Here is a 15854-nt window from a genome sequence, read left to right on the forward strand (position 1 = left end):
ATCGTTCAATAGGTTCAGCAATAAACACACAACGGTAATGTGATCCGATTATATTGCACTTATATGTATCGGTGTGACAGAGTGAATGCACCCTTCGGGGAGAATGCGAGAAAGAGCCTGCCGTGAGTAAGAATGACAGCCGTAAGCAGAGTGGCGAACCGAGATGGCTTGGTCCGGCCAGCCCGACGCGGATCGCCCTGATCCCGCCCATTTCGGCTGCGCGCTGGCTGCTCGTTCTCGTTGCCCTGGCCGGCATCTACTTCTTCCACGGCTTCCTGGTTCCGGTTCTCGCCGCCCTCGTCATCGGTTTCGCCAGCTGGCCGGTCTATACACGGCTTCTTCGGCAGGTGGGCGGCAACACCACGCTCGGCGCCACCATCGCCATCATTCTCATCCTCGCCTTCCTTGTCGTACCGATCTTCATCGCCGCTTCCTACACGGCCAGCGAAATCCGCGAATGGTTCGGCTGGGCAGTGCATGTCAACAAGACCGGCGCCCCCGTGCCGGAGTGGATCGCCGCCCTTCCCGCCGTCGGCCCATGGCTTGGCGAACAATGGGTGAAATATATCGGCACGCCGGGCGCCATCGGTGAAGTGATCCAGCTCGTCAGCGGCGCCAATATCGGCAATATCTACAGGGCGATCCTCGCCGCCGGCAACGGCGCGTTCCATCTGGTGCTGACGTTGCTGTTCATGCTGATCGCGCTGTTCTTCGTCTATCGTAACGGGGCCGGTTTCACCCGTCAGGTCGATCTGGTCGGTGAGCGTATCCTGCCGACGCGGTGGGAACGCATTTCCCGCGTCGTGCCCGCCACCATCAGCTCCACGGTCACCGGCATGACGCTGATCGCCATCGGCGAAGGCATCATCCTCGGCATCGCCTACTGGATCGCCGGTGTCCCCTCGCCCGTCACGCTCGGCGTGCTGACAGGCGTCATGGCCCTCATTCCGGGCGGTGCGCCTCTGTCCTTCACGCTGGTGTCGATCTATCTGGTCGCCAGCGGCTCGCCCGCCCACGGGTTGGCCCTGTTTGTCTGGGGTTCGGTGGAACTCTTCATCGTTGACAAGACCATCCGCCCGAAACTCGTCGGCGGGCCCATCAAGCTGCCATTCCTGCCGACGTTTTTCGGCCTCGTCGGCGGCGTCAAGACCATGGGTTTCCTCGGCCTCTTCATCGGCCCGGTGCTGATGGCGCTTCTGGTTGCGATCTGGCGCGAATGGGTGCGTGAGGTCGAACTTTCCGCGGCCGCCGAAGCTCCGACACCGCCTCCTGCGCAGGGTGAAGCCCTGGACGAGGTCGCCGTGCTCGAGGACAATAGCGAGGAAACCACGGCGTTTCGAAAGGCCGCTTTCTGATTGAAGCCTGCGCCAGACGCGGCAGCTCCGGTAACGACAGATATCCGCGAACGTCGCATCCGCCCATGCTCGGCCTCGTTGCGCATCCGCAACTATCGCTTCTCCGGTACGGGACCTGATCCTCGGCGCGTTGCGATCATTCTTAGTTCTAAGTTTTCATTCAGGTCTGAAACGGATGGAGAGCGGGAAATGCACCATCGCCGTCATCCTCACCTTGTGCCAAGGTTCTAATCACGTCAGATAAAATCACTCGGATGCAGATCCTCGTGACACACCGAGGATGACGTTGGGTGTTTGGCGCGATCCGTCGCTCGCGCTGCGTTTCATGTCGCGTGAATTCCTTCGGTTTGGACACCGCAAAGCGGCCGCGAACCTCTACCGCCGACTTAAAGCACCTTCTCCATGAAGAGGCTGAGCGGATCAGGCTTATAGGGCGCAAAAGCCTCGATCTCCACGAAACCCGCCTTGCGGTAAAGCCCTATCGCCTCCGGCTGGCTGATGCCGGTCTCGAGACGAATGGCAGAAAGGCCAAGCTCCTCACCACGCGCGATGAGCGTATCCATGATCAGCTTGCCGATGCGCAGACCCCGCGCCTCCGGATCGACGAACATGCGCTTGACCTCAGCCGTGCCATCGCCCGCTTCCACCAGCGCCCCGCAGCCGACCACGCGGCTACCCTGCCGCACCACGAAAAAAGAGACATTATCCTTCTCAAGCGCGCCGATATCGACCAGATGATTGCTTTCTGCGGGGTAAAGCGACGCCATATAGGCATTGGAAAGGTCGATGAGGCGCAGAACCGCGTCCTGACGGGGTGTCTCAAGCTTGATTTCGATGGCCAATGCGATGCCTGCCTTCTCTCAAAAAAATGCGTATTTCGTCGTAATGTCACTGCAATCGGGATAGATGAGTTTCTAGAGCATAATTCCCGACAGAGGCAACACACACCATGAAAACAGCCCTCGTTCTCATGACCTTTCTCGGTTGCGACGACAGCGCCACCGATTGCCATTACCTCGCCACCTCGCAACAGCGGTGGACGAGCATCGAACTGTGCGACGCTGTGTCGGAAAAGGAGCTGGAGCGTTTTGCAAACGCGTCCTATCCGGTGGTCGTGGCCGTGTGCCAGACACCGGGTGAACAGAGCCCGCAAACGGCCGGCACTCAGTCCGGTACTCCAGCACCGGCCGATGCCCAGCAGGCCACGGCGGAAGTGACGCCGAAAGAAGAGGAAAGTCTCACCAAACAGGCGATCGGCCGCGTCAGCCGCGTCCTTCCTTCCACCGAAGGCATAAAGCACTTCCTTGGAACGCCTGTGAGGATGGTCGAAAACAGCTATTCATGGATTGCCAAACGGTTCGATAAGTGATTGCGGGCAACCGATCTTCCCTCATTCCTGTGCTTGTCACAGGAATCCAGCGACGCGCGTCTCAGCGGCGGAGAGAGTCCTTCCAGCCCAAGGACTTGGGCTGGAAGGATCCCTGTGACAAGCACAGGGATGAGGATGAGAGGATGCCCCTTCCGGGAAAATTATGATACTCATGCGATTTGTATCAGCCGAAAATTAACCCGACCTCACGCCGCCTCCACCGCCAGCGCCTGCGCATAATATCTCGCCTTCTGCCGTTCTTCCGCAATGCTCAGCTTGCGCACCGCGTGCAACAGTTCGAACAGCGTTTCGGAACCGCTCACGTCACGGAAATGCGACAGCAGTTCGGCAGAGACGGAGGCGGCCGCCTCAGGAAGCTGCGAGCGGGCGGCACGGCGCCACATCAGCGTCGCTTCGCTGAAGACGTCAACGACGTCGCCCGACAGACCAATGGACTGGAACAGCGCCTTCAGCGCATGCGGCCGGCCCGTGGCCAGAATGGCGCGCACCTTGCGGTCATCAAGACCGGAGAGATTGACCATGGCCGCCGTGAAGAACTCAAGCCGGCCCGAACAGACGGCATGGATGAGCAATGCGGGCGTCAGCTCCAGCCTCTGGCGCAGATGCTCCACCAGTGCCGGCAGTTCCGGCGAGGAAACGCTCGATGCGATCAGGATGGTGGCGGAATCTTCCGCTTCGCGGAAAAGACTGTCGGCGCGGTTGCGCGTGATCAGCGCATGAACCAGCGCGGAATCCGCAAGTGCCTCGCTCACGCGGCCCACAAGCAGATGACGCGCATCGGCAGGCAAGGCCTCGCGGCGGAGCAGGAGATCACGGATATCGGCGTCGCAACCGTGACGTTCGGCGATGCGCCGGAGCGAAAACGGTGTGATGAAGGCTTCGTCATTTTCTAGCAGGATGGTGGTTTCGGGCAGGTCGCCAACTTCCGCAAGCGCGGCGCAGACCCCGCGCGGCAGGCCGGGCCTGGCGGCGATGAGCGCGCGGGTCAAGCTTTCACCACGCCCCGCCAGATCGACCAGATCGGCCTCGGCCAGAACCGGCGAACGGGCGATTACCGTGCAGGCGATTTCCGGCTGGTCTTCGGCAAGGGAAACGATAATGGCGCGCGGCGCATCATGGGCGTCCGCAAGCGCTTCGGCAAGCGCCAGCCGCACGCGCGGCGAAGGATCGTCGAGAAGATAGGTCATCGCCATATAGGCGGCATCGCGGTTTTCGCGCGCCATGCCGGAATGCAGATAGGCACGGCCGAGAGCATTGGCGGCATTCGCCCGCTCGGTCGATCCAGCCTTTTCAGACCAGCGAAGAAATGCCTGTACGATCACCTGAGCCTCGAAACACATTCATACAATGGATGGCGGCATCATCGCCGCCACCATGTATAAAACTCTAGGCGCAAATGGTTTACGTTTGGTTCACCATAAAAATTAACCCTCGCCGAAGAAGGCCTATATTTACGACGCAGTAGAGGGGCGCTGCAGCTGGAATACATCGCTGCCGCCATCGCAGTAATCCATATAGCCCATGCGCGCCACGGGACGGGCAAGTCCCATGTCGATGCGCCCATCGTGAATGATCGTTTCATCGATGTGGATCGCCATGACCTGACCGATGACCATCCAGGAATCCGCTGGCTCGCCGTCAATGTCCTTGAGCTGCTGAATCTGGGTTACCCGGCATTCGAGAACCGCCAGTGCCTCACCCACAAAAGGCGCATCCACCACGCGGCCATCGACAGCGGTAAGACCGGCAAGGGCGAATTCATCGACATCATAAGCGACGGGTGCCGAAGACGCATTCATCCGGTCTACCAGATGGCGGCTGACGAGATTGGCGGTAAAGACGCCGGTCTCCTCGACATTGCGCAGACTGTCCTTCCTGCCGCTGGAGGAGAACATCACGAGCTTCGGCCGGTCCGAAATCGCGTTGAAGAAGGAATAGGGCGAGAGGTTGAGGGAACCTTTCCTGCCCTTCGAGCCGATCCAGCCGATCGGGCGCGGCGCGACGATGGCCTTGAACGGATCATGCGGCAGGCCGTGCTGGTTGGTGTCCGTGGTGTAGAACATCAGACGTCCCCGACCCAGGTGACGACATCGGCAAGCTCCGGCCGAGGCCGTTCCACCGGCGGGAATGTCGTCGAACCGACATGAATGAACCCGGCGACCTTCTCCGCCGCATCGACGTCGATTTCCGCGAGAAAGGCCGGATCGAAAGCGAGCCATTCCGTCAGCCAGTTCGCTGCGAAACCGCTGGCATTGGCTGCGAAGATGAGATTGAGGCACACCGCGCCGGCCGACATGATCTGTTCCCACTCCGGAATCTTGAAATGCGGCTTTGCAGTGCTGATGACAGCAATGACGACGGGTGCGCGGGTGAAGCGGGTGCGCTCGGCTTCCTGCTGCTGCAGGTCGAGGTCCGGGTTCTTTTCGAGTGCGATCCGAAGCGCCGTTTCACCGAGACGGACGCGCTCCTCGCCGCGGAAAACCACGAAACGCCACGGCGCAAGCTTACCATGGTCAGGCACGCGCACGGCGAGCCGCAGGATATCTTCAATTTCCGTCTTCGAAGGTCCCGGCTCGGCAAGCTGCAGGGCCGGCGTGGAACGGCGAACCCTGAGGTAATCGAGGAGCTTGATATCACTTGTCATGATCAATAATCTTCCATTCTGCTGTCATCGCAAAAACATGGGCCTTGAAATAGCCACGGCATTGGTTTTGAAGTGATCCGGGAAAATCAAGAAGTCAATCGGTATCGAAAATGTCGGCAATCAAAATCGCGGCGCGTCTGACCATTGCATGTGCCGCGCTTGGCCTGTTATCGCAAGCTGCTTTTTCGCAGGACGCCTTCAAGGACTTCAAGCAACTCGGCGGCACGCCGAAAATGCCGAAACTCAATGCTTTCACCGCTCCCTCCGCCCCCAACGCGCCGACTAGCACCGCCCGCGACATAGTCATGGAAGCCAAGCTGACCGGCGACGGTGAAGCGGTGAAGGAAGGCCTGTCTTGGCGCGTATTCAGCCCCATCCCCGGCACCGACGGTAAATTGCCGATGCTGGCAAGCTCAGAGGGCGGCTCGGCGGAATTCCATCTGGTGCCGGGCGAATATTTCGTCAACGTCGCTTTCGGCCGCGCAGGTGTCACCAAGAAGCTCAACGTGCCTGCCTCCGGCAGCGTCCAGAAACAGGTGCTGATTCTCGATGCCGGTGGTTTCGTGCTGAACGCCGTTGCAGGATCCGACAAGCAGATTTCCGCCAACCAGCTGAAATTCTCTATCTATTCCTCTGACGCCCGTCCCGATGGCGAACGCGGGCTGGTTATGGAAGACATTAAACCGAACACCATCGTGCGCCTCAATGCCGGCACATATCACGTCGTTTCCCAATACGGTAATGCCAACGCCTCCGTGCGCGCCGATATCCAGGTGGAAGCCGGCAAGCTGACAGAAGCGACCCTTCAGCACCGGGCGGCACAGATCACTCTCAAGCTGGTATCCGAAGCGGGCGGCGAAGCCATTGCCGATACAGCCTGGTCTGTGCTGAACGGCGGCGGTGACGTTGTCAATGAAAGCGTCAGCGCCTTTTCGACCATGGTGCTGGCCGAAGGTGAATATACCGCCATCGCCCGCAACAAGGACAAGGTCTACCAGCGCAATTTCAAGGTAACCGCCGGCCGGGATTCGGATGTGGAAGTGCTGATGAAGGATCAGGCGCCGGAAGAGATGTCCGGGGATTTCGAGTAGGCGTCACCCACATCTCATCCGTCATGCCGGACTTGATCCGGTATCCAGCGACGACGCGTCTGTCATCGTGAAGAGAGTCTTTCGCGATCAAGGACTTGATCGCGCTGGACCCCGGATCTAGTCCAGGGTGGCGGAGGTGAATGCGTCGCCTTTGGCAGTGAAATTACCCGCACATCCCCACAAACAAAACGGCCCCCGAAGGGGCCGTAACTGATATTAGGCAACCTGCTTCTTCGCCGCAAGCTTGCGCTTCACATCCGGCGGCGTCGCTTCGTCCACGAGGCTGGTGATTGCCTCCTCAAGCGACATCGATGTCTGGTTCTGCGAGCCGAGACGGCGGATGTTGACGGTGCGCTCTTCCGCTTCCTTGCGGCCGCAGACGATGATGACAGGAACCTTGGTCACCGAGTGCTCGCGGATCTTGTAGTTGATCTTTTCGTTGCGGAAGTCGGTCTCGACCGCCATGCCCGCTTCGCGCAGCGCTTCCGCAACCTCACGACCATAATCATCCGCATCAGAGGTGATCGTCGCGACCACGACCTGGAGCGGTGCGAACCATAGCGGCATGTGACCGGCGAAGTTCTCGATCAGGATACCCAGGAAGCGCTCCATCGAGCCGCATATGGCGCGATGGATCATCACCGGCTGCGTCTTTTCCGAGTTCTGGTCGATATAGAAGGCGCCGAAACGCTCAGGCAGGTTGAAGTCCACCTGCGTCGTGCCGCACTGCCATTCGCGGCCGATGGCGTCCTTCAGGGTATATTCGAACTTCGGTCCGTAGAAGGCACCCTCACCCGGCAGGATGCCGGTCTTGATGCGTCCCTCCGACTGTTCCTCGATGGTCTTCAGAACCTCCATCATCACGCTTTCGGCGCGATCCCACAGATCGTCGGAACCAACGCGCTTTTCCGGGCGCGTGGAGAGCTTGACGACAATTTCGCTGAAGCCGAAATCTTCGTAGACGGAAAGGATCAGATCGTTGATCCGCAGGCATTCCGCCGCCATCTGCTCTTCCGTGCAGAAGACATGCGCATCATCCTGCGTGAAGCCACGAACACGCATCAGGCCGTGCAAAGCGCCGGACGCTTCATAACGGTGCACATTGCCGAATTCAGCAAGACGAACCGGCATTTCGCGGTAAGACTTCAAGCCATGCTTGAAAATCTGCACGTGACCGGGGCAGTTCATCGGCTTGAGCGCAAAGACGCGCTGATCGGCTTCCTCGTCATCGGGATGGGTAAAGGCATGGGCGGATTTCACCGCGAACATGTTTTCCTGATACCAGCCCCAGTGACCGGAGGTTTCCCACAGCGACTTGTCGAGCACCTGCGGCGCGTTGACTTCCTGATAGGTGTTGGCGAGCCGCCGGCGCATATAGGCCGTCAGCGTCTGGAACATGCGCCAGCCCTTGCCGTGCCAGAACACGACGCCCGGACCTTCTTCCTGGAAATGGAACAGGTCCATTTCGCGGCCGAGACGGCGGTGGTCGCGTTTTTCGGCTTCGGCCAGAACGTGAAGGTAATTATCGAGCTCCTCCTGCGTCGCCCAGGCGGTGCCATAGATGCGTGACAGCATTGCATTGTTGCTGTCGCCGCGCCAATAGGCGCCGGCCACCTTCATCAGTTTGAAGGCAGTGCCGATCTGGCCGGTGGAAGCCATATGCGGGCCACGGCAAAGATCGAACCAGTCGCCCTGATAATAGATCTTCAGGTCCTGACCTTCCGGAATCGCATCGACCAGCTCGACCTTGTAATTCTCGCCCTTGGCGGCGAAGACTTCCTTGGCCTTTTCACGCGACCAGACTTCACGGGTAAACGGCTTGTTGCGCTGAATGATTTCCTTCATGCGCTTTTCGATCTTCGGCAGATCTTCCGGCGTGAAGGGCTCGTTCTTGGCGAAGTCGTAATAAAAGCCGTTCTCGATAACAGGGCCGATCGTCACCTGCGTGCCGGGCCACAGTTCCTGCACGGCCTCGGCCATGACGTGGGCGGCATCGTGGCGGATGAGCTCAAGTGCACGCTTGTCTTCGCGCGTGACGATCTCGATCTTGCCATCGGTGATGGTGTCGGACAAATCGCGCAGGGTGCCATCAAGCGTTATGGCGACGGCTTTCTTGGCGAGCGATTTGGAGATGGATTCGGCAACCTCGCGGCCGGTCGTGCCGGGGGCGTAGCTGCGGACGGAACCATCGGGAAATGTAAGGGAAACGGCTTCAGACATCGTTTAGTGCTCCTGTCCAGTCCCGCCAACGAATGCGGGTGGTGTTGGAATAATGATTTGCCCGCGACAGGCGGGCACGCAGGCTGATAAAGGCTTTTGCCATTGCTGTCAAAGGTGAAGGCCGCTCAGCGAAGCATTTCCGCGAGACCATTGACCGTGTTGGCGTTGCGGGTCGTGCCTATACCGAGCCTTCTTGTGGTCAGCGCAGACAGCAGCCTGCTCTCGCTCGGTTTGCCCTTGAAATCGATCCACAAGTCACCGCCGATCACGGCGATCGTCTCCTGTCGGCGATACTTATCGAGAAATCCAAGGATACCTTCGCCAAGCGGTTCACGCATCACCCGCACGCAGACATCCGGCGGATTGCCCTTGGCGAAGGGATTGTCCGCCGCCAGCTTCAGCCAGTCGCCGCCGGAACGAACGAGAATATCGACATGTTTGCCGAAGCGATCTTCGAAGGCGCGCTCCAGCCTGTCCTCAATCTCGCGAACAGGTGTCGCTTCAGCGCGAAAAACAAGATTTCCGGTCGCGACAAGCGTCCTGCAGTCGGTAAATCCCAGCTCTTCCGCCATGGCCCTGAGATCGGCCATGATAAGTCGCTTGCCCACGCCGAGAACGATGCTGTGCAGCAGGGCCACATAGTCATTCATCGATGTCGGCTCCAGTAGCGCCACGGCATCCACCAGCGCCTGCTTCCATCAAGTACTTCCGGCACCGGATCCAGACCGCTTGTGCCGCCCGGTCCGCAGCGCGCCACACGAAACAGCGTCATCCAGCCGCCGGCCCAAAGCCCGTGGCGGGCAATCGCCTCGTAGCCATATTCCGAACAGGTGGGGATATGGCGGCAGGAGTTTCCGATGAAGCCGGAAAGCGTCAATTGATAAAGCCTGATAAAGCCGACACCGAAAAGCCGTCCTGGCGTCCTGGCAAAGCTGCCCGTCCAGTTACGCGATCGCCCGGATTTCACCTCGGTTTGCTGGTGCCGGCAGCCCGGTTCGCCGCACATGGCCTAACCCGCGGCGTCGAGAGCCTGCCGCCCTTCGATCTGGTCGAGCGCATCGACCACGGCTTCGAAGGTCAGCATGGTGGAGGCGTGGCGGGCCTTGAAATCCCTGACCGGTGACAGAACGCGCATGTCCTCGAAACGGCCCGTCGGGCCATCGCCATCCTGTTTCAACATGGCAAGCATGTCTTCCCGCGCCTGCCGGACTTCGCCGCTGGAGGCCCCGACGATGTGGTGCGCCATGATGGAGGCGGAGGCCTGGCCGAGCGCACAGGCACGAACCTCGTGCGAAAACGCCGTTACGATACCGTCTTCGACTTTCAGATAGACCTTCAGCTTCGAACCGCACAGCCGGGAGTGTTTCTCGGCGCTGGCGTCAGCATCCTCAAGAACGCCGATGAGCGGGATATTCCCGGCAAAGTCCAGAATGCGATTATTGTAGATATCGTCCATCATTGGTGCCCGGCGCGCTCAAGAATGCCCAAAACAGGACAGGTCAAATTTTTCTAACACAGCGTTTGTCGCAGTGAAGCTTTCCTGCCCTTCATTCTCATTATATGCTAACGAGCTTTCTGGACATCAAGCCGTGATCAAATTAACGGCTCCGATACCGAAAAAACAGCATCGGCCTTGCCAAAATGCTATAAAACAACCAGATAGCAGCAACTGCGAACATGGGTTCGCGATGTAAAAACGAATTCAGGTGCGGCCTTTACCCGCATCGGGAGAGACGGAATGGATGCGATCGTGAAGAATTTCCCCGGCGCTGGCGCAAAACCCGACGTGGCCGAAGCTCGCCCGAGCCAGGCCGAAGCGGAAGAAGCAGTGCGCGTTCTCTTGCGCTGGGCTGGAGAAAATCCCGCCCGCGAAGGACTTCTGGATACGCCGAAGCGCGTCGCCAAGGCCTATCGCGAGCTTTTTGCCGGTTACGAGCTGAATGTTCAGGACGTGCTCGGCACGACCTTCGAGGAAGTCGGCGGTTATGACGATGTGGTGCTGGTGCGCGACATTCCGTTCTTCTCCCATTGCGAACACCATATGGTGCCGATCGTCGGCAAGGCGCATGTCGCCTATCTTCCGGCCGGTCGCGTGCTTGGCCTGTCGAAGATCGCCCGCGTTGTCGAAATCTTCGGTCGCCGCCTGCAGACGCAGGAAAACATGACCGCGCAGATCGCAAGATCGATTGAGGAAACCCTGAAACCGCGCGGCGTGGCCGTCATGATCGATGCCGAACATATGTGCATGTCCATGCGCGGCGTCAACAAGCAGGGCTCGACCACCCTCACCACCTCCTTTACCGGCACGTTCAAGAACGACCCGGCCGAACAGGTGCGCTTCATGACTATGGTGCGGAACCGTTAAGCACCGGCCCGAAAGCCGTAATGCGGCTTTCGGAAAATCCGATGCGCAAGAAAATTCAGAGTGGCGGGCACTCGTCCGTTTCATCCGCCCCTCTCATCGTTCCGCCAGATGATTTTCCGAGGTTGCCATGTCCATTCCCTTTCCGTCCGCGCCCGTGGACAAGGAAGCGCTTGAAAACGCAGGTCTCTTTTCGCCGAAATTCGACGCCCACGGCCTCGTCACAGCCGTAGTCACCGACGCGCGCGATGGCGAACTGCTGATGGTCGCCCATATGAATGCACAGGCCCTGTCGCTGACGCTTGAGACCGGCATCGCCCACTATTACAGCCGTTCGCGCGACAAGATCTGGAAGAAGGGCGAAACGTCGGGCAACCTGCAGACCGTGAAGGAATTCCGCACCGATTGCGATCAGGACGCCGTGTGGCTGAAGGTCTCGGTCGCCGGCCACGATGCCACCTGCCACACCGGCCGCCGCTCCTGCTTCTACCGCACGGTCGAACTGGCTGATGGCCAGGCGGTGACGAAAATCACCGACGATACGCGCCATTTCGATCCGGCGACAACCTATTCAGGCACATAAACCGCCGCCTTCCATCGGCCGCACCAATTTGCTACCAATATAGCGGGTTCCGGGGCCAAGGGCGGAACCCGAAGAACTGGCAGGGAGTGCGGTCATGTTGGGATGGGGAAATCGTCAGAACCACCTTGCGGCGGGTAACACCGACGTCATCGGCAATGAACCGCCCGTTACACAGATCGTCGATAAACACCGGATAGCGCTCGCGCTTGGCGGTGGCGCAGCCCGGGGCTGGGCCCATATCGGTGTCCTGCGGGCCCTCGATGAAGCGGGCGTCAAGATCGGCATGATCGCCGGCACTTCGATCGGCGCGCTGGTTGGCGGATGTTATCTCGCCGGCAAGCTCGATGAGCTTGAGGAATTCGCCCGTTCGCTGACGATGCGCCGCATTGCCGGCCTGCTGGATCTCACGATCGGCGGCGGCGGGCTCTTCGGCGGAATGCGACTCACAAAACGCATGCAGGAGCATCTGGAAGGGCTGCGCGTCGAAAGCCTCGATCATCCCTTCATCGCCGTCGCGACGGAGTTGCGCACGGGTCATGAAGTCTGGATTCATCAGGGTGATCTCGTGACCGCCTTGCGTTCATCCTATGCGCTGCCCGGCATCTTCGAACCCGTGCAATGCAACGGCCGCACCCTCATCGATGGCGCCCTCGTCAATCCCGTGCCGGTTTCGGTCTGCCGGGCCTATGAGCAGGCGCTGGTCGTGGCGGTAAACCTCAATTACGATCTCTTCGGCCGCTCCGCCGTCGTCAAGCACGCCGCTGCACCGCCCGGCGGCGCACCGCACGACAGCGCGCCGCGCCCCGGCCTGCCGGGCGTCATGGTGCAGGCCTTCAACATCATTCAGGACAGGATTTCGCGCTCGCGTCTGGCAGGTGATCCGCCCGATCTGATGCTTCATCCCCGCATCAACGATATCGGACTGTCGGAATTCCATCGCGCCAGTGAAGCCATCGATAGGGGATATCAGGAAACGCGCGCGCGCATTCCGGAACTGGAGCGCATGCAGCAGGCGTTCCGGCGGTGAGGCGAGAAGCTCGCTCATTCCTGTGCCTGTCGCGGGAATCCAGCCGATGCGCGTCTGCGTGGCGGTAGGAACTCCTTTCAGCCCAAGGACTTGGGCTGACTAGATTCCTGTGACGAGCACAGGAATGAGGGAGAGGACACTAACTCACCCGGCAATATAAGCCTTGATATGCTCCGCTTCGGCCTCGATTTCACCGATCCGCGCCTTCACCACGTCGCCGATGGAGATGATGCCGGCAAGGCGGCCATTCTCTTCGACCGGCACATGCCTGAAGCGCCCGCCCGTCATGATTTCCATCAACTCATCGGTGGTGGAATCGTGGTGACAGCGGATGACATTTTTGGTCATGGCCACTGAAACGGATTGCTGGAGAGAAGCGGCACCCTGGCCCGCCACGGCCTTTACGAGATCGCGTTCCGTGAAGATGCCGAGAACGACACCATCGCCATCGGTCACGACGACGGAACCGATCTTATGTGCGTGCAGCGTGGCCGCGGCCTCACCGATGCTGACCTCAGGATTGACAGTCACGACGTCCCGGCCCTTGCGGTCGAGAAGATCCTTTACGAATGTTGGCATGCCTTCCTCCTCTTTGCAGCGATCCGCAGTGCCGCAGTCTCCCCCGGCGGTTGCAAATCATGAGGTATGGTGCGCTGAGGCCCGCGTGAATGCAATCCCGGATAGGACGCCCGAAAGCAAATTTGCGCCACGCCCGACAAGGAGCGTGATCGGCCTAGCGTAACGGGCGATCGAAAAAGCCGAAGAACAGGAAGCCGAGCAGAAACCCGAAAACATGGGCATCCCAGGCGATCTGACCGCCGACATCGCCGAACAGCGGCACGCCGACCGCAATCAGCACATTGCCGAACAGCCACATCAGCGTGAAGATCAGCACCGTACGGTTGGAGAGCGCCGCAAGAATGCTCTGCCGCGGCATCAGATGGCCGAAAGACGCGCTATATCCGCCCCGCGCCGGAAAGGCGAACCGGCAGGCCGCTCCCATCAGCGCCGAAACGACACCGGACGCTCCGATCAGCACCGTCACGTCCCCCCAGTTCAGAACCGCGTGGCCAAAGGCCGAAACGGCGGCGGAAATGCACCATAACAGCACGAAACGCACTGTTCCGATCCGGCGCAGAACCGGCGCGCCGAAGGCCATCAGCCACAATCCGTTAAAGAGGATATGCTCGATACCGCCATGCAGGAAAGAATAGGTCACCGGCGTCCACAGCCATTCCAGCCCCTGCTGGGAAAACGGCACCGCATAACGCAGCGGAATGAAGCCGAAGGTGAAGATGAACCAGCCATTGCCTTCCTCCGACAGAAGATAGGCGGGAACGACATAAGCAACGATCAGCGCGACCAGGATGCCCACCAGCAGCGATGGCAGATTGAAGACGGGATTGTTCGCATCGTCTTTCGGCTCCGGCGTTTCCGAAACCGGCGGCTGTTCGCCGTCCTCGTAGGACATGGTTCATCCCTGTCTTGGTCGAATTTTGCGTTTCCCGAGCAATATAGGAAGCCTGAAAGAAAAAAAAGCCGTCCCGCCTTCGAAGCGCGCGACGCCGGAACCGTAACCGGTAAAGGCGCCAGGCCAAAAACGGTCCGGCTTGCAGGCCCACCGTAAAAGAACGGGCAGCGCCATTAAATTGTGCTGAAGGAGCTTTCCCCGACAGGGCCGCACCGATGCCACGACAAATGCCGTCAGGCAATATCAACCCTTTGTTAACCTTAACAAATCTAGTTGGCACGAAAATCGCTACACCTCCAGATACAGACGTTCGGATGGACATGATGTCCCAAAAACGAACATGGAGAGATGCTATGAAGAGCATGGCCGGACTGGAGATATATGCCTATTGGGATGAATTGCGCGGCAAGAGCGCCGCTCCACGCCGCGAGGACATTGAACCCTCGAAGCTCAAGACTCATCTCGGCGACCTTTTCATCCTGACAGACAAAGGAGAGGAAACACCCTTCTTCCGTCTTGCCGGCACCCGTCTTTGCGACCTGTTCGGCCGCGAATTGCGGGACCGCCCGTTTTCAGAACTCTGGCCGGCGGCCGGCGCGTCCTTTCCCTGTCGCGTGGCGCTCGGCATCCTGCAACATCAATTGCCCGTGGTCTTCGACATCGATGCTGACGACGGCTACGGCGACGCGCCCCTGGCGTTCGAAATGCTGCTGCTGCCACTGCGCACGGAAGCAGGTGTCGCCCCGCGGCTCCTCGGCGCGCTGCTTCCACAGCAGCCACGGCACCACACATTGATGGTGCCGATACACCGTCTGTCGATGAAAAGCAGCCGGCTGCTGCGTATGGACATCAACCCGGCCGGATATTCGGCCAATGCCGCAGCCGCGTTGCGAACGGGTAGATGCTGAGGCGTCCAGGATCGACGAAGCGATGCTGAAAGCCCATGGCCGCACCGAGCGCGGGGCAACGAAACGTAACGATTTGGTCGATTAGAAAAATTGTAGAGATTAGGCAATACAGTCTGTTAACTCGCACAGGGTAGAAACGGACGATCATCATTCATTACAATTTGCGCTGCCCATGTTTTCGTCCCGTTCGGTCAACACCGCCCAAATTCTGCGCCCGGTTGAGGAAGTTCGCCTCGACGACGCCGTGCGTGTGTCCTTCAACGGCCGCCTCATGTTGCCCGATCACGAAGAATATGATTGCACCGCCACCGAGATGACCGCCGAGAGAGCGCAATTCACCTGCCCGGGTATCGCCCGCAATGGCGATCGCGTCATCGCCTATCTCCAGCATATCGGCCGGATCGAAGGCACGGTGACGTCGCTGACGGCATCCGGTTTCCTCATCGCCATCAATGCGCCCGAGCGCAAACGCGAAAAGCTCGCCGCCCAGCTCGCATGGATCGCCAAGCGTCAGTTGCTGGGCCTGCCGGAAGACCGTCGCCACGACCGCCTGACGCCGCGCAATGCCAGGGCGCAGCTGGTTCTCGAAGACGGCATGCTCGTCGCCTGCCGCCTGATCGACCTGTCGCTCTCGGGCGCAGCAATCGAGATCGAACACCGGCCGCCGCTCGGAAGCCGCGTCCAGCTCGGCAAAAACATGAGCGGCAAGATCGTGCGTCACTTCATGGAAGGCGTCGCCGTTGAATTCGATCGTGTCCAGTCACCCGACGCATTGATCGAGTTTCTTTAAAAAGGCCCCGCAC

18 protein-coding genes are annotated in these 15854 nt (G+C 59.7%); 8 read left to right on the top strand and 10 right to left on the bottom strand.

Features of this window, described 5'->3' with window-relative positions; genetic code table 11:
* The first annotated feature begins 122 nt into the window (after positions 1-122).
* Positions 123-1355: an AI-2E family transporter gene (locus tag ACZ47E_RS06905; protein WP_022556286.1), complete on the top strand. Its 1233-nt coding sequence runs from the start codon at positions 123-125 to the stop codon at positions 1353-1355.
* 386 nt (positions 1356-1741) lie between these two features.
* On the opposite strand, the gene ACZ47E_RS06910 is transcribed toward ACZ47E_RS06905, so the two are convergent.
* Positions 1742-2197 carry a GNAT family N-acetyltransferase gene (locus ACZ47E_RS06910; RefSeq protein WP_022556287.1) on the bottom strand — a complete coding sequence of 152 codons (456 nt, stop codon included), beginning with the start codon at positions 2195-2197 and terminating at the stop codon, positions 1742-1744.
* A gap of 107 nt (positions 2198-2304) precedes the next feature.
* On the opposite strand from ACZ47E_RS06910, the gene ACZ47E_RS06915 reads away from it, so the two are divergent.
* Entirely contained in the window at positions 2305-2724 is a 420-nt protein-coding gene (locus tag ACZ47E_RS06915) for a hypothetical protein (protein ID WP_004442223.1), read from the top strand.
* Between the two features lie 206 nt (positions 2725-2930).
* Here ACZ47E_RS06915 and ACZ47E_RS06920 read toward each other — a convergent pair whose 3' ends face one another.
* From ACZ47E_RS06920 to ACZ47E_RS06930, 3 genes are all read right to left on the bottom strand, one after another.
* A complete protein-coding gene (locus ACZ47E_RS06920; protein ID WP_037093663.1) occupies positions 2931-4085 on the bottom strand; it encodes a DUF2336 domain-containing protein in 1155 nt (384 codons plus the stop codon).
* A 111-nt stretch (positions 4086-4196) separates the two neighbouring features.
* Positions 4197-4808, bottom strand: a complete 612-nt coding sequence (locus tag ACZ47E_RS06925; RefSeq protein WP_278066808.1) for a flavin reductase family protein — start codon at positions 4806-4808, stop codon at positions 4197-4199.
* Positions 4808-5389: a nitroreductase family protein gene (locus ACZ47E_RS06930; RefSeq protein ID WP_153775593.1), complete on the bottom strand. Its 582-nt coding sequence runs from the start codon at positions 5387-5389 to the stop codon at positions 4808-4810. Before ACZ47E_RS06930 ends, ACZ47E_RS06925 begins: the two co-directional genes overlap by 1 nt.
* Before the next feature lie 110 nt (positions 5390-5499).
* On the opposite strand from ACZ47E_RS06930, the gene ACZ47E_RS06935 reads away from it, so the two are divergent.
* Positions 5500-6480, top strand: a complete 981-nt coding sequence (locus ACZ47E_RS06935) for a hypothetical protein (RefSeq protein WP_022556292.1) — start codon at positions 5500-5502, stop codon at positions 6478-6480.
* Between the two features lie 216 nt (positions 6481-6696).
* On the opposite strand, the gene thrS is transcribed toward ACZ47E_RS06935, so the two are convergent.
* The 4 genes from thrS to ACZ47E_RS06955 form a co-directional block, all read right to left on the bottom strand.
* Positions 6697-8700, bottom strand: coding sequence for a threonine--tRNA ligase (gene thrS, locus ACZ47E_RS06940; RefSeq protein ID WP_004442234.1), 2004 nt, complete (start codon positions 8698-8700; stop codon positions 6697-6699).
* 125 nt (positions 8701-8825) lie between these two features.
* Positions 8826-9350 carry a DUF1697 domain-containing protein gene (locus ACZ47E_RS06945; RefSeq protein ID WP_037092531.1) on the bottom strand — a complete coding sequence of 175 codons (525 nt, stop codon included), beginning with the start codon at positions 9348-9350 and terminating at the stop codon, positions 8826-8828.
* Complete coding sequence (gene yidD, locus ACZ47E_RS06950) at positions 9347-9706, bottom strand: membrane protein insertion efficiency factor YidD (RefSeq protein ID WP_004442241.1); 360 nt, start codon at positions 9704-9706, stop codon at positions 9347-9349. Before yidD ends, ACZ47E_RS06945 begins: the two co-directional genes overlap by 4 nt.
* 3 nt (positions 9707-9709) lie before the next feature.
* The gene (locus ACZ47E_RS06955; RefSeq protein ID WP_278067461.1) at positions 9710-10156 is read right to left on the bottom strand and encodes an iron-sulfur cluster assembly scaffold protein; all 447 of its coding nucleotides are present in this window, start codon (positions 10154-10156) and stop codon (positions 9710-9712) included.
* Positions 10157-10438: 282 nt separating this feature from the next.
* Between ACZ47E_RS06955 and folE the strand changes: the two genes are divergently transcribed.
* The 3 genes from folE to ACZ47E_RS06970 all read left to right on the top strand — a co-directional run bounded on the left by folE (position 10439) and on the right by ACZ47E_RS06970 (position 12672).
* Positions 10439-11065: a GTP cyclohydrolase I FolE gene (gene folE, locus ACZ47E_RS06960; protein ID WP_003495569.1), complete on the top strand. Its 627-nt coding sequence runs from the start codon at positions 10439-10441 to the stop codon at positions 11063-11065.
* 127 nt (positions 11066-11192) lie between these two features.
* Positions 11193-11645: a phosphoribosyl-AMP cyclohydrolase gene (gene hisI / locus ACZ47E_RS06965; RefSeq protein ID WP_045533743.1), complete on the top strand. Its 453-nt coding sequence runs from the start codon at positions 11193-11195 to the stop codon at positions 11643-11645.
* A gap of 94 nt (positions 11646-11739) precedes the next feature.
* Entirely contained in the window at positions 11740-12672 is a 933-nt protein-coding gene (locus ACZ47E_RS06970) for a patatin-like phospholipase family protein (RefSeq protein WP_004442259.1), read from the top strand.
* A 144-nt stretch (positions 12673-12816) separates the two neighbouring features.
* Here ACZ47E_RS06970 and ACZ47E_RS06975 read toward each other — a convergent pair whose 3' ends face one another.
* Positions 12817-13251 (bottom strand): CBS domain-containing protein, encoded by a 435-nt coding sequence (locus ACZ47E_RS06975; RefSeq protein WP_006698832.1) that lies wholly within the window; start codon positions 13249-13251, stop codon positions 12817-12819.
* 154 nt (positions 13252-13405) lie between these two features.
* On the bottom strand, positions 13406-14143 hold the full coding sequence (locus ACZ47E_RS06980) for a rhomboid family intramembrane serine protease (RefSeq protein WP_045533745.1): 738 nt from the start codon (positions 14141-14143) through the stop codon (positions 13406-13408).
* A 353-nt stretch (positions 14144-14496) separates the two neighbouring features.
* Between ACZ47E_RS06980 and ACZ47E_RS06985 the strand changes: the two genes are divergently transcribed.
* Together ACZ47E_RS06985 and ACZ47E_RS06990 are read left to right on the top strand one after the other, a co-directional pair.
* On the top strand, positions 14497-15051 hold the full coding sequence (locus ACZ47E_RS06985; RefSeq protein WP_167497153.1) for a PAS domain-containing protein: 555 nt from the start codon (positions 14497-14499) through the stop codon (positions 15049-15051).
* Between the two features lie 172 nt (positions 15052-15223).
* Complete coding sequence (locus ACZ47E_RS06990; protein ID WP_004442270.1) at positions 15224-15841, top strand: PilZ domain-containing protein; 618 nt, start codon at positions 15224-15226, stop codon at positions 15839-15841.
* Positions 15842-15854 lie beyond the last annotated feature (13 nt).

This window comes from Agrobacterium sp. 5Ca39 (genome assembly GCF_055382365.1).